The sequence below is a fragment of the Caballeronia sp. SL1002 genome (assembly GCF_057814995.1).
Map to the genome: position 1 here is coordinate 2,439,604 of NZ_JBYMUW010000002.1, position 14,357 is coordinate 2,453,960.

11 protein-coding genes are annotated in these 14,357 nt (G+C 63.5%); 3 read left to right on the forward strand and 8 right to left on the reverse strand.

The window, feature by feature from the left end; all coding sequences use genetic code 11:
* Positions 1-13 precede the first annotated feature (13 nt).
* Positions 14-862: an EcsC family protein gene (locus tag AC3D25_RS13710; protein ID WP_488888914.1), complete on the forward strand. Its 849-nt coding sequence runs from the start codon at positions 14-16 to the stop codon at positions 860-862.
* Here the strand turns inward: AC3D25_RS13710 and AC3D25_RS13715 are convergent.
* The 3 genes from AC3D25_RS13715 to AC3D25_RS13725 form a co-directional block, all read right to left on the reverse strand.
* Positions 832-1,776, reverse strand: coding sequence for an alpha/beta hydrolase (locus AC3D25_RS13715; RefSeq protein WP_488888915.1), 945 nt, complete (start codon positions 1,774-1,776; stop codon positions 832-834). The two genes, AC3D25_RS13710 and AC3D25_RS13715, sit on opposite strands and share 31 nt — an antisense overlap.
* A 106-nt stretch (positions 1,777-1,882) precedes the next feature.
* On the reverse strand, positions 1,883-2,326 hold the full coding sequence (locus AC3D25_RS13720) for a CHRD domain-containing protein (RefSeq protein ID WP_488888916.1): 444 nt from the start codon (positions 2,324-2,326) through the stop codon (positions 1,883-1,885).
* Between the two features lie 164 nt (positions 2,327-2,490).
* Positions 2,491-3,651, reverse strand: a complete 1,161-nt coding sequence (locus tag AC3D25_RS13725) for a porin (RefSeq protein ID WP_488888917.1) — start codon at positions 3,649-3,651, stop codon at positions 2,491-2,493.
* A gap of 419 nt (positions 3,652-4,070) precedes the next feature.
* Here AC3D25_RS13725 and AC3D25_RS13730 point away from each other — a divergent pair, with 419 nt between their 5' ends.
* Positions 4,071-5,015, forward strand: coding sequence for a LysR family transcriptional regulator (locus AC3D25_RS13730; protein ID WP_488888918.1), 945 nt, complete (start codon positions 4,071-4,073; stop codon positions 5,013-5,015).
* 100 nt (positions 5,016-5,115) lie between these two features.
* Here the strand turns inward: AC3D25_RS13730 and AC3D25_RS13735 are convergent, their stop codons facing one another.
* The 5 genes from AC3D25_RS13735 to AC3D25_RS13755 all read right to left on the reverse strand — a co-directional run bounded on the left by AC3D25_RS13735 (position 5,116) and on the right by AC3D25_RS13755 (position 12,524).
* On the reverse strand, positions 5,116-9,450 hold the full coding sequence (locus AC3D25_RS13735; protein WP_488889695.1) for an ATP-binding protein: 4,335 nt from the start codon (positions 9,448-9,450) through the stop codon (positions 5,116-5,118).
* Positions 9,451-9,497: 47 nt separating this feature from the next.
* Positions 9,498-10,229 carry an aquaporin gene (locus tag AC3D25_RS13740; RefSeq protein ID WP_488888919.1) on the reverse strand — a complete coding sequence of 244 codons (732 nt, stop codon included), beginning with the start codon at positions 10,227-10,229 and terminating at the stop codon, positions 9,498-9,500.
* Positions 10,230-10,380: 151 nt separating this feature from the next.
* On the reverse strand, positions 10,381-11,025 hold the full coding sequence (locus AC3D25_RS13745) for a response regulator (protein WP_488888920.1): 645 nt from the start codon (positions 11,023-11,025) through the stop codon (positions 10,381-10,383).
* 13 nt (positions 11,026-11,038) lie between these two features.
* On the reverse strand, positions 11,039-11,716 hold the full coding sequence (locus AC3D25_RS13750) for a response regulator (protein ID WP_488888921.1): 678 nt from the start codon (positions 11,714-11,716) through the stop codon (positions 11,039-11,041).
* A gap of 160 nt (positions 11,717-11,876) precedes the next feature.
* Positions 11,877-12,524 carry a response regulator gene (locus AC3D25_RS13755; RefSeq protein ID WP_488888922.1) on the reverse strand — a complete coding sequence of 216 codons (648 nt, stop codon included), beginning with the start codon at positions 12,522-12,524 and terminating at the stop codon, positions 11,877-11,879.
* Positions 12,525-12,941: 417 nt separating this feature from the next.
* On the opposite strand from AC3D25_RS13755, the gene AC3D25_RS13760 reads away from it, so the two are divergent.
* The gene (locus tag AC3D25_RS13760) at positions 12,942-14,105 is read left to right on the forward strand and encodes a hypothetical protein (RefSeq protein WP_488888923.1); all 1,164 of its coding nucleotides are present in this window, start codon (positions 12,942-12,944) and stop codon (positions 14,103-14,105) included.
* The last annotated feature ends 252 nt before the right edge of the window (positions 14,106-14,357 follow it).

Consider the following 14,357-nt stretch of genomic DNA (forward strand, 5'->3'; position numbering starts at 1 on the left):
TAGAAAAATGAACATGGAACCGACGCCGATCGCCTCTTCCCCGTTGACCGCCGGCGATCTCGCCGCGTTGCGCCGCGCCCGCGAAGAACTGGAAAGCCCGTCTCTCACGATGAAATTGGCGAGCGTCGTCGGCGCGCCGATCGAGAAACTCATGGCGAAAATGCCAAATGTGGCGCAGGAGAAAATCGACGATGCCACGCAGGCCGCGCTGAAAAAATGCCTGCAACTCGCGCTGCGCACGTTAGGCAAAAGCGGTCCCGCCGATTCGCTGATGGCGCCGCCGCCCGACCGGCCGCACAACCTGATGCACAAGCTGGCGGTCGCCACGACCGGCGCGGCGGGCGGCGCGTTCGGCTTGTTCGCGCTGCCGGTGGAGTTGCCGGTCACGACCACGCTGATGTTCCGCTCGATCTGCGACATCGCGCGCAGCGAAGGCGAAGACATCCGGCTGATCGAAACGCAATTGCAGTGTCTGACCGTCTTGGGCATGGGCGGCCCGTCGAGCGCCGACGACAACGCCGATCTCGGCTATTTCATCGTGCGCGGCGCGCTGGCGCAGTCGGTATCCAAGGCGACGAGCGAGATCGCCGCGAAGGGGTTGAGCAGCCACGGCTCGACCGCGCTGCTCAAATTCCTGCACACCGTGGCCTCACGCTTTTCGGTGCAGGTGACCGAACAGGTCGCGGCCAAGTCGATCCCGGCGATCGGCGCGGTGCTCGGCGCGATGGTGAACACCGTGTTCATCGATCATTTTCAGCAGATGGCGCACGGCCACTTCACCGTGCGGCGGCTGGAGCGCCAATACGGCCAGCTCGCCGTCGAGCGCGCCTATCAAACCGTGGACGTTTCGGCCGCGCGATGAGTTGCATCGACCATGACGACGCGCCGGACGAACTGCGCAGCGTGATCGAGCGCGCGGTTTGCCTCGGGCATGAACGGCGCGAACATTTGAAAGACGTGCGGCATCTTGGGCCAGATTTCCAGATCCACCTCGACGCCCGCCGCACGCGCGCGTTCGGCGACGCGCGTGGAATCGTCGAGCAGCACTTCCGTGCTACCCGCCTGGATGAAAAGCGGCGGCAAACCGTCGAAATTGCCATAAACCGGCGACGCCAGCGGATTTGTAGCGTTAGCGTCGCCCAGATAAACCTGCGCCGCGCGCACGATCGCCGCGCCGTGGAACATCGGATCTTGGCGGTCGTTCGTCGTGATCGACGCTCCGGCCGCCGCGAGATCCGTCCACGGCGAAAACAGCAGAGCGCCGGCTGGCAAGGGATCGCCGGCATCGCGCAATGCGAACATGGTGGCGAGCGCGAGACCGCCTCCCGCCGAATCGCCCGCGATCACGATGGATCGCGGATCGACGCCATTGGCGAGCACGGCGCGATACGCGGCGATGGCGTCATCGAGCGCGCCCGGGAAGCGATGCTCCGGCGCGAGACGGTAATCGAGTGAAAAAGCGCGCGCATCGGCGCGTTTTGCCAGGGCGAACACGAGCGCGCGATGACTGCGCGGCGAGCAGAAATAATAGCCGCCGCCGTGAAGATAGAAGATGGTCGTGCGCTGCGGTATGTCGGCGGCGAGCCATTCGCCGCGCAACGGTGCGTCGGTCGCGCTGTAGTGCTCCGTCAGCCGCCAGCCCGCCGGCACCTTCGGCGACCACGCGCGCTTCGAGGTGTAGGCACGCGCCCGCTCGACATCAATCCCTGGCTTCGCCGTTTCGGGACGAAACCGCCGACGGAGAAACCAGCAAGCCAACGCGCTTTGCCAACTCATCGAAAACCGCTCCAGTAAATGCCGACTCAAACGACGGACCTTTTATGGTACGTGCGGTTGTCGTCGGGGAAACCTGAAGCGCGGTTCTAAAAGCCAGCGCGGCCGGCTAGTTCGGCGGCAACAACTGGCCGCGGATTTCGCCCGCCGGATTCTGCTCGGTATGAACATTGAAGTACCACTGCCCGGCCATCAGATCGGTGACCTGGCTGTCGGTCAGTGTGGCTTGACCTTTGATCGGACTTTCCAGCGCGCTCTTCGCGATCGGCACCTGAACTTTCGCGTTCTGCCCGACCGGCGCGGGACCGTGAAAATGCGCCATCGTCGCGGGACCGGTCAGCGCGTCGTAAGTCGCGGTCCAGGTCAACATCCGCGTTTCGGTATCGAAACTCGCTTTCAACTCGCCGTGACCCTTGCTTACCCGCGGCGGCACTTCGCTCGACGGTTGCAAATTGGCGTGCAACGCGACGGTATCCGCAAAAGCCGCGGCCGGCGCAATGGCGCTCAACATCACGGCGAGCGCGACATTGCGAAGCTTCGTTCTTGAACTCATGGTGGTTCTCCGGTTTGCGAAGGCGTCCGACACAGGTCTCCTCCCGCGTCGCCCGTTCCATGTTAGTGCATTTGCGTCAGGATCGGCGCGGCGAAGCGAACGCGAGCTTCGAATGCAAAAAAGGCGCCTCGCGGCGCCTTCTTCGTGGCTAACCTTCAACCACTTTAGAAGCGGTGACGAATACCCGTCGTCACTACAACCTGGTTCGTGCTCGCCGACGGTGCGTTCGTGCCGGAGATTTCCGAAGCCGTCTCGTTGTTCGACTTCTGGTAGACCGCTGCGGCGTAGATGTCCGTGCGCTTCGACAGCGAGTAATCCGACGTCAGGCCGAACTGATGCCAGCGGCCGTGACGCTCGTTACGCTCGCCCGGTGCGCCCAGCTTCGATTCCGTGTACGTGTACGCAGCGCCGATCAACAGGGCCGGCGTCAACGCATACTTGCCGTTGATTTCGTAGTTGTTGAAACGCAGCGAGCTGTCCGCATAGCCGAACTGCAGGCGGGATTGGGTCCAGTCCAGGCCGATGGTCGCCGCGCCGATGTCGTAGCTGCCACCCACGCCATACGTGCGATTCGATTCCGACGTCAGCGACAATTGCTGCTGCGTACCGCCGTTGAGCGTCACGCTCAGGGCCGGGTCCTGAATGGCGCCGTTCGCATTGCGCGAATTCGTTGCCTGCGTTTGCAAGTAGGCTGCAGCGACCTTGAACGGGCCGTTCGCATAACCCGCGCCGAAGCTATAAGCACGGTTAGCAGCAAAAGCGCCGGCTGCGTTCGAGAAACCGTATTCGCCGCCGAACGTCAAGCCCGCATAATTCGCGCTTTGATACTTGACCGAGTTGTTCAGATGCGCCGCTTGATCGGCGTTGGCTTGATCGTTGTTGAACGGATGCGCGAAGTACGTGCCGCCGAAGCTGCCCGTTGCCGTCAGCGGCCCGAGATAATCCGCGACCAGATTGTTCTGGCGACCGAGCGTAAGCGTGCCGTACTGATTGTTCGACAGGCCGACGAATGCCTGACGGCCGAACGCGCGGCCATTGGTCGATTGACCATTGGCGACGTCGAAGCCGTTTTCCAACGTGAACACCGCCGACGTACCGCCGCCGAGGCTTTCGCGACCACGCATGCCCCAGAAGCTTTGCTGCATGTTGCCGCCGTTCACGCTGAAGCGCGAACCGTGGTTTGCCTGGCTCGACGCCATGCTGAGTTCGTTGTTCACATAGGTGAAACCTGCGTCAACGAGACCGTAGAGCGTCACGCTGCTTTGCGCGCTCGCGGCGGTCGCGAACGAAGCGGTTACGGCCGCGACAATCAGAGTCTTTTTCATGTGTGATCCTTTGGATGAGTCTGATGACTCGATTGGTTGCATAACCCAGCGCCGGGCCGCCTGAGCGAGGCGCTTCGTTTCCGGACTCGCCGGTCACCGTTATTCGGCAGGCCAAAGTTTAGGGCGGCGGCTTTTCGTCAAACCACACCAGCACACACAAAAATCATTTCGAATTAATCGAAATATGCACGAGGCAATGAGCACAACGCTTATCCGATCTAGGTTTCTTCTTATCCTAAAATTATCTACGGATTACTAAATACTTTTCAACGTTGCAAGCATGCGACAGTGCCATTCAATTTTGAACATCAAAAGATAGGATTATTCGGATAGGAAGTGCACAAGTCGCTCGATAAGATCGCGCCCGCGTGGACCGGACCGCAGCTTGGCCGTCCGGCCGCCTCCGATTAGGCAGAACCATGAATCAACTTCAAGCGATGCGGGTCTTTCTCAAAGTGGCCGAGACCGGATCGTTCGGGCGCGCCGCTGCAGTGCTTGAAATGTCGAATGCCGTCGTCACGCGCTACGTCGCGCTGCTCGAAGCCCATCTCAATACGAGGCTGCTGAACCGCACCACGCGCAGCGTTTCGCTGACCGAGGCAGGCCAGTCCTACGCGGAGGGCTGTAAAACCGTGCTCGAACAGGTGGAAGCGATCGAATCGATGATCTCGCAAAGCGCCGTCGAACCTTCGGGCACGTTGAAGCTCGTGGCATCGGCGTCGTTTTCGCTCTTCGGGCTCACTCCGCTCCTGCGCGCCTATCAGAGCAAATATCCCGAGGTGAAACTGCGTCTGACGCTGCTGCATCGCCCGGTGGATCTCGTCGACGAGGGGTTCGATGTCGGCATCGTCGTGCCGCGGCTCGTGACGAGCGGCACGCTGATCAACCGGCCGCTGGTAACGATCACCCCGGTCGTCGTCGCCGCGCCCGGCTATCTCGCCGAGTTCGGCACGCCGAATCGTCCGGCGAGCCTCGTCAGGCACGTTTTCCTCGCGCCGTCCTCGGATATTCATGGCACGACGTGGACCTTCACGTCGCCGGAGGGCCGCGACGAGCAAGTTCTCATCGACCCCGGCTACACGGTGAACAACGTGCAGATGTTGCGTCAGGCGGCGCTTGCCGGCATGGGGATCGCGGTGCTGCCGGAGAGCCACGTGACACAAGACATCGAAGCGGGCGCGCTCGTGCCGATTCTCACCGGCTATGCAGTCAAGGACGCCGACAAACAGATATCGCTGGTTTATCCCGGGCGGCGGTATGTGTCGGCAAAGACGCGTTCTTTCGTCGATTTCACGATCGCGCATTTCCGTGGCCGATCGATTTCACAGGTTCCGCTGCAGGACGAAACGGTCGCAGCCGGCTGACAGGCTCCGACGCAAAAAAGGCGGCTTCAAAGCCTGATGCCGTTCAGTTAAGCGACTGAACGGCTTTAGCCCAAAGCCGCCTATTTGCATTTGCGCGCGGTCAAGCCATCGCGGCACACTGATTTTCGATACGGTCCAGCAGCGCCTCGCAACGCGCAATTACTTTGTGGCCGTCCTCGCGCCGCTGCGCCACCGTCTTCTCGCGCAACCCGCTCCGAAATGCTTCGAGCTGTTCCAACAGCGGCCGGTATTGCAGCACGTTCGCCGCCCCGACCACACGATGATGCCACTCCCGAAGCGCCTCCACCGTCCCGCGATCGAGCAGCGGACGAAGCGCTGCGAGGTCGTCGCGGAAGGACGAAACGAAGGCGTCAAGCAGCGCCTTCACCGTGGCTTCGCTGCCCCACAACTGAGTCATGTGGGTGAGATCGACTTCGCCATCGGCGATGGACGCGGACGGCTCGACCGCGGTCGGCACGATCTCGACCATCGCGGGCGCGACCGGATCCTCCGTGCGCCAGCGGTTCAGGTGATCGCGCAGCGTCGCGAGCCGGGTCGGCTTGATGAGGCAATCGTCCATGCCGGCTTTGCGGCACATCGTCAGCTCTTCCGGCGCGGTGCTCGCCGTAATTCCGAGGATCGGCAAGCGCCTGCCGCTGCCGATCTCGCTCGCGCGGATCCGGCGCGCGAGTTCGTAGCCCGTCATGTTCGGCATGTGACAATCGGTGATGAGAAAGCCGTATCGCGTATTGCCGAGCGCGGCAAGCGCCTCGACGCCGTCGTGCGCGACATCGCACGCAAAACCGAGCAGCGCCAATTGCTGCCGGATGAGTTCCTGATTGACTGAATGGTCTTCCGCGACCAACACGAGGCGCCCGGTCCTCAGCGCGAGGTCACGGTCCGGCGGCACGGTGCGCGTTTCGACCGCGCCGGCCCGCGATACGATCTGCGGCAACCCGGTCAGCGCGGCGACGCAAGCAGCACCCAGGCCACGCCAGGAAATCGGATTCACGCTGACGCGAATATCGTTTTCGAGAATGCGGTAGCCGGTCGGCTTCGGCTTCTCCGTGACGTGGATCACGCGGCAATTGGACGGCACATCGATCGTATGGCCGTCGCTCAGAAAGACGAGATCGACGCCTTCGAGTGCGTTGGCATCGAGCCGTGGCACGATGTTCAACACGAGTCCCAGCACCTGACCGAAATCCAGAAGCGCGCGGGCGACTTTCTTGTCGTCGATGGCAATCACGCCTTTCTTCCCGCGCGATCCGTCGATTTGATAGTGCATCGTATCGACCGGCATCGCGAGTCCGACGACCATGCGCGTGCCGACGCCGAGTTCGCTTTCGAGCGCAAGCGAGCCGCCCATCAACTCGACCAGTTTACGGCAAATCGTGAGGCCGAGACCGGTGCCGCCAAAGCGCCGCGTGGTCGACGATTCGGCTTGTACGAACGGCTCGAAAAGGCTCGCCTGCGCCTCCTTCGCAATACCGATTCCGGTGTCTTCGACCGACATTTGGATTCTCTGCACGCCTTCCGCGCTTCCGGCGAGCCGGATGCTCACGCCCACTTCGCCTTTCATCGTGAACTTGATCGCGTTGCTCAGCAGATTGAAGAGCACCTGGCGCAAGCGCACACTGTCGCCGCGCACGCTCGCCGCCACCTCGGGCGCCACGTCCACGCGCACGCGCAAGCCCTTTTCATGGGCGCGGCCGGCGAGCAGGCCGACAGCGTTGTCAACCAGCTCGCGCAGGTCGATCGGCGTCGATTCGATAGTGAGCCGCCCCGCTTCTATTTTCGAATAGTCGAGCAGGTCGTCGAGGATCTGCAGCAGCGCGCTCGCGGATTCCTGAATCATGCCGAGCATGTGCGATTGATCGGAATTGAGCGGCGTGTTCTCGAACACTTCGACCAACCCGAGCACGCCATTCATCGGCGTCCGGATTTCGTGGCTCATCATCGCGAGGAAATCGTCCTTCGCGCGCGATGCGGCTTCGGCGGCGTCACGCGCGCCAGCAAGTTCGTCGGCCCGCGCCCGTTCCACGCTCGCGTCCACCCAGTAGCCGCTCCACACCACCGAGCCATCGGCTTCGCGGCGCGCCACGAGGTCGGAGCGCACCCAGCGGCCGCCATCGACCGCGGTGGAGCGGAACTCGGTATGGATGGGTTCGAGCGTCACGGCCGAGCGCTCGATCAGCTCGCGCAGCGCGCGTTTGTCGTCGCGATGAATCTGTGGCAGCGTCGCCAGTTGCTCGGGGCTGAGCGTGGTGAGATCGACGCCGAACAATTGCCGCGTGTCGCCGCCTATGTAGGGGAAGCAGTACGAGCCATCCGGCGCGCGCCGCAACTGGAACACGACAGCCGGCAGCGTGCGCGTGACGTCGTGCAGCCGGCGCTCGGTTTCGCGGGCGCGCATCTCCACGTCGCGAATATCGGTAATGTCGATCATCGTGCCGACGATGCCGGCCATCTCGCCGTCGGAAGCGGCAAACGCCCCGGTCCAGAAAAGTCCGTGGCGGCGCGCGCCATGGCGGTCGCGGAACTCGATTTCCGCCTGTTCGCGCCGGCCGTTCTCGATGCTCGACGCCACCAGCGCATGCATTTGCTCGCCATATTCCGGCCCCCACGTCTGCACCTCGAGCGTCGTTTTCCCGACGATATCCTCCCGCTTCACGCCGAGCGTTTCCTCGAACGCGCGATTCACCGCGATATACCGGTTATCCAGATCCTTCGCGACCAGCGGATATGGAACGACTTCCATCATCGTCTGCTGGAAGCTGAGTTGCATTGCGAGCCGCTGCTCAGTGGCGATACGGCGCGCGACTTCGCGCTGCAGCAACACGAATGCGCGCAACGTGACCGCGAGCGCAACGGCGATGGCGATCAGCGCGGGCAGCAGCCGCAGCGCGTTCACGCTCCAGCCGCCCTGCGGCTTCGCGAACGCCTCCTGGCGCGCGGCGGTGATGCGATCGCGATCGGCCTCGGGAATCGCGCGCAGCGCGCGGTCGATCAGCGGAACGAGCGCGCTGTATCGCGGACGCAGCGCGAACCCGAGCCGCTCGAATTCGCCCGCCGGACCGAGAATTTTCAACTGATCGCCGTAATGCGAGGACAGCGCCAGATCGACCGCCGCAAGATCGCCGATCAACACATCCGCGCCGCCCGCGGCGACTAGCCCTAAACCGGCGGACAGATTCGGCACCACGACGATTTCGGCTTGCGGCGCGAGGTTGCCGATGCGACCGTTCGACACGAGCCGCTCGGTCGCGGCGACCCGCTTGATCGTTTTGTCGGTCAGCGTGCGCCGCGTGCCCGGCGCATTACGCCCGACCAGCACGAGTGGATAACTGTCGTACGATTCGGTCGGAATTCCGCCCGCGAGCCGTGCGCGGTTGAGTTGCGATGTAACCAGCACGTCGATCGCGCCTTGTTGAAACGCGGACGTCGTCGCGGCTGAATCCGGCAGGACGCGATGCTCGAAATTGACGCCGAGCGTCCTGGACAAATAGACGAGATACGCCTCTACGATACCGCTCGGGTTGCCATCGGCGCCGACATAGGTGAAAGGTGCCCAACTCGCGTCGAACCCGACCGACAAAGCCGGCAGCGACGCGAGGTAGCGCCGCTCCTCGGGACTCAGCACGAGCGACCCCGAACCGCTCGCGCCGCGATGCGATCCGGCGAGCGCGCTCGTGCGCAAATCATTCAGCCGGGCCGTGTGCATCGTCAAGAGCCGCTCGTCGAGATCGTCGCGAAGTGCGACGCGGCCACGCGGAACGGCGAAGCGCGCTTCGTTCAACTCGCCCTTTTGAGCGGGCACGACAACGAGCGAGGCTGATATCTGCGTGTCGGCGAACTGGCTGGCGTCGGCACCAAGATAGATATCCGCCGTACGGTTTTCGACCGCGCGCAACGCCGCAGCCTGATTTTCGAACGAGAAGATGCGTGCGTCGGGGAAACGTTCTTGGACGCTTCGTTCAAGCGCCAGGCCCGCCTCGACGGCGACCACCGCGCCACGCATGGCGCCCGAGGCGACCGCGTCGACCTCGTCCGGGCGCGCGATCACCACCGCGTTGTCGAACGCGAACGGCACCGTGAATGTCAGGCAGCGCGACGAATCGGCGGCGCGCGGCACGCTCACGGCTACGTCGACTTCGCCCGCGCACGCCGCGCGGACCAATGCGGCCATGTTCGGATAGCGCCGGATTTCGAACCGCGCTTTCGATCCGCTTATTTCGCGCAGTGCTTCTTCACCTTTGCTGAGGGGATCGGCGGCGTCGGGCTTAGGCGACGTAGATCCCGCGAGCACGCCGACGGTCAGCACGGCGTACTCGTCGAGCGAGCGTCGCGACAGATTGGCGCGAAGCGGATCGGCGAATGCGTGTTGTCCGCACAGCATCAGCACGACGAGGAGAATTCGGGACAACAGGTTCATCATGCGGAACAAGTAAGCAGGGGTTCGCCGGGCGCGGATCCAGGCGTTCAAAACGGAGTGTCGTGCGGCGTTAGCGATGGGTTCCCAGCGCGCGATTCGAAAAGAATGGGATAGCAGAGACCGGCGAGCACACCAGCGCCGAGCGGCGCGGCCCAGAACAGCCAGAGTTCGTCGAGCGCCCATGCGCCGATCACGATCGCCGGGCCGGTCGAGCGCGCCGGATTCATCGAGCCGCCGGTGATCGGGCTCGCGACGAAATACACCAGCATCAGCATCAAGCCGACGATCGTCGACGCGGCAAGGCCCGTCGAGCGCCGGGCGAACGCCGCCATGTGTCCGGTGACAAACGCGAAGGTTCCAAGCATTTCGATCACGAGCGCGGCGCTGAGGCGGAAGTGAGCCGGCGAGTGCGCTTCGTAACCGTTCGCGGCAAAGCTCGATTCGACGATTTCGCGCGCCGGCTGGAAGTCGGCGAGATAAAACAGCAGTACCGCCGCCGCGATCGATCCGGCAATTTGCGCGAGCATGTACGGAACGAGATCGCGAACCGGAAAGCGGTCGGCGACGGCCAAGGCGACCGTGACGGCAGGATTGAAGTGCGCGCCCGAAATGGGGCGAAAAAGGTAGGAAGCCGTCGTCAATGCCAGACCAAACGCGACCGGCTGCGCGAACGACGCGCGTCCGCCAGCGAAATGCCCGACGTTGAAAGCGCCAAAGCCGCAGCCGATGAACACGAGCCAGAAGGTTCCCGAACATTCGGCCGTGAGTCGTTTGATCAATTTAGCGCCCCTTCCAGCAATCGCTGGCCATGCCGCAACGTCGCTCAGGTCGGCGTCGTTTCGGATTTTTTTGGAATCTGAGTTTGCGGCCGGTGCGAATGGATTCGAATAGGATCAGTCTTAAATGATCCTAAGCATTTTCTCTACTCCTTCACGCGAGACCGATCTGTCTCAGATATCCCACCAGATCGTGTTCGGTTTCGAGGCCGAGTTTGCGCATTCCGTTGCGCTTTTGCGTGCCGATGGTCTTGCTGCTGCGCCCGAGCCGTTGGGCGATGCTCGCCACCGGAAGGCCGCTGGCGTAGAGCTGGAAAACTTCCCACTCGCGCGCGCTCAGCACGCCGGCGCGCGCCGGCATGGCGAACGGGTCGTCGCCGAGCAGCGCGCTCGCGTGCGCCGACGCGAAACATTCGCCGCGAAGAATGGCGTCGATCGCCTCGTTGAGCGCATGCATGCCGTCGCGTTTGTCGACGATGCCTTCCACGCCCGCTTGCAACAACCCGGCCAGCATTTGCGCCTGGGCGATCATCGTCACGACGATCACATGAGGCCGCGGCTTGTGGCGCAACACGCGGCGCAACAGGGCGATGGCGTTGTTTTCGCCGTTCATGCCCCGCATTCCGACGTCGGAAATGACGAAATCGCATGGCACGCGATCGAGCGCGTCGGCGAGCGTCACGGCGTCCGCGGCGGTCTCGACGACGTCGAAGCGCGGGTCGCGCGTGAGCCAGATCCGCATGCCCTCGCGCACGACGACATGGTCGTCCGCGACGATTATTTTTATTTTTGTGTCCATGGATGTCCCCGACTCAGGCCGCGCTTCGCTGTGTTTGCAGAAGGCCGCTGTCGAACGCGAAGCGATAAAGGTCCGCATCGGTTGCGAGTTCGAGCTTGCGCATCGCGGCGCACTTCTGCGCGCTGATCGTCTTCACGCTGCGCCCGAGTTCCTTCGCGATCTCGGTGACGTTGCCGCCTTTGGCATAACGCGCGAGCACGTCGAGTTCGCGGCGAGTGAGTTTCTGGCGGATGAGGTCGACGCGGCTGGCAACGTTGGCGTCAGCGAGCAGCGAGCGCACCGACGGCCCGAGATAGTCTTCGTGCGCGAGCACCGAAATGATCGCCAGGTAGATCAGTTCGAGCCGGTCCTGCTTGCTCACCATCGCGTTCGCGCCCGCCTCGAGCGCCTGCGCGATCAGATCGGTGTCGGTCATCATTGAAAGGACGACGATCGCCATTTTCGGGTAGCGCTCGGCCAGATGACGGATCAGCGCGACGCCGTCGCCGTAGCGGCCGCCCGGCATGAAGAAGTCCATGACGACCACGTCGCACTTGAGCGACTCGAGCATCTCGCCGAGGCGGGTCGAGTCGGACGCGCGGCAGACGATCTCGATGTTCGGGAAATTGGCGATCAACCGCTCGACGGCGAGGAGGACCAAGGGGTGGTCGTCGGCGATTGCCAGGCGGATTCTCTGTGTGAGCGCGTTCATGTCCCTGCTCCTGGTTCCGCTTGCGTGGAGGCGCGGCAGGCCGGCGCGCTACGCTGGATCTTGGCTTGCGTTGAAATCGAACGACCTGCACGACCGGGATGGACGAAAAGCGGCATGCGGCGTCGCGGGAAAGAGAGAAGCGGGACGGATGCGGGCGCCATCACGTCAGTCCGTGCGCTCGTGCGAACGCGAAAAGGCCGGGGTCGTTCTGAACGCCAAGTTTGCTCATCGCGTCGCGCTTCTGGCGGCTGATGGTGCGCACGTCGCGATCGAGCGACCGGGCGATTTCCGTGATGGAGAGTCCGCTCGCGAACATGCGGACGACCTCGACTTCGCGCGGCGAAAGGCGCGGGCTCGCGGCGAGCGCGTCGGTTTCCGCGCCGGCCACGGCCAGCGCTTCGACGATCGACGTACTAAGATAGCGGCGGTTGAGCCCGGCGGACCGAACGGCGGACGCCAGTTCTTCCATCGATTCCACCTTGTTCAACAGGCTCATCGCACCGGCCGTGAGGATGGAGCGAAGGATCGCGACATTGCTCATGCTGGTGAGCACGACAATGCGGACGTCCGGCCAGTCGCGGCGCACACGCCGGATGAGGCGCAGGCCGTCGTCGGCGCGGCAGCCGTGCTCGGGCATGGCGAAATCGGTAACGAGCACGTCACAACACGTGGTGGCGAGCAACGCGAGAAGCGCCGTTGCACTGGTCGCTTCACCCACGACTTCCAGGCTTTCGTCCATGTTGAACGTCGCGCGGATGCCTAGCAGAACGAACGGATGGTCGTCTGCCAGGATAATCTTTAGTTTCAAGGAGCACTCTCGGTTGTTTTTGTTTGCAACTACAGTGAAACTGCAGCCGTCGTAAGCGCATTTCTTCTGCGAAGTGCGACGGCCGCTTCTCGAACGCGTCAACCAAACGCGTCCGGCAAGACCCGCTCACGATTCCGTGCGGAGGTTTTGGACTCCTTTTGTGCGGTACGCCACGACGGAGGCTAGTCACCACGACCATGCTCGTGTCGGTCAACTAACAAGCCTGACGGTGGCCCGCGCTATTCGTGGTATCGGACGTTTCGCGATGTGTAACAGGGTAATTCCCATCGTGGGGGTTACTCCATACGATATGTCTTATTGTCAGAAACCGGATTAGTTCGCGTGGCCGGTGCGCGTAACGAGGTCGATCGAGATAACGGCCAATCGCGGCCACCTCCGCCGTGGGAGCTTGAAAAGATGGTTCGAACTCATTTGTTTGCATCGACATATGGCCTGATTTGCCGGCGCTGCGGCGGCTCGCTCGCCGACCAGACCGACCATTGCCCGCATTGCGGCACCGCCGATCCAGCCGCTTCGCGCGACGCGGCCGATGTGCTCGTCAGCGCCGATGCGGCACCGCGCCAGAACTATTCGGGCCAGGTTGGCGGGACGCTCGGAACCAGCTTCGATAGCAAGCCGAAGGGCGCGGTGGCACGCGTGCTCTCGCGCCGGGTACGGGGGGATATCGCGTATCCGAGCCTCAGTGAAAGCCAGGCGATGCGGCAACCGGGGATCGGCGTCGTGCGTCCGCTGGCGATCGCGCTCGCGGTGGCGGGCGTGGCCGCACTTGCACTGGTCGGGATGATGGCGCTGCAGGTGCCGCGAGCGCCCGCGCGCACGGCAACACCGGAATCCGACGTCAAGAGCGCAGCCGGCAGCATCGCGGCCGCGCCGCTGGTGGGCGCATCCGTCGCGCCGCCCGCCGTACTCGCGATGCCGACGGGACCCATGCTCCAGATCCCGTCAATCGCGCCGATCCCGCCAATGACACCCATCGCGCCGCCTATCGAATCGCTCGCCGCGCCCGCGCTGGCCCAGGCGCCGATTGCGGCGTCTGTCCCGCTCGCCGCCGACGAAGCGTCCGCCGTGCGCGCCGCGCTGGCCCGCCGCGATCTCGCCGCCGCTCGCGACCAGATCACCGCGTTGCCGCCGGGAAGCGACATCGACGCCGAACTGCAGCGCGCGAGGCTCGATCTCGTGCGGCAGGAACGCAAGCGCGACATCGCGCTACAACGTGCCGAGTCATGCGAGCGCACGCGTTCGTGGGGTTGCATGCGGCGCCACGCGAATGCGGCGCAGGCCATCGACGTGAGCAGCAGCGAGGCCGGGACGCTTCTGCAGCGCGCGAATTCGCATCGTCGATCGACGCGCACGCTGGAGGCCGCGCAAACGCCGCGCACCAGACACGCCGCCCACACGACCAAAACGGCGAACCATGCGGCGCCCGCTTCGCCGGACGTCGAGCGCACGGCCGGTGTCAGCGCCTGGACGCCGGCGAGCAGCAGCGCGCCCGGCGCGTTGACGATCTTCGGATTCGGCGTGCCCACGGTCGCGAAGGGCCGTGGCGGCGAAGCGCACTGAGACCGAGCGTGGACTTTTTGCGAATTTGCGCGGCCGGCGCAGGTTCGCGAACGCCCGCTCGTGTGCGATAGCCCGATATGACTAACGATTGGCGGAGATAAGCAGGGCCGCAATAAATTAAAGCGCGGAATTTAAGCGAGAATGCAGTTGTGCGACGCATGATCGCATTGATATGCGCAGTCAATTTTATTACAAGATGAGGAATACGATTCAGGCCGCGCCCCTTTCCAGTGCCGTACCCATTCTTTCACG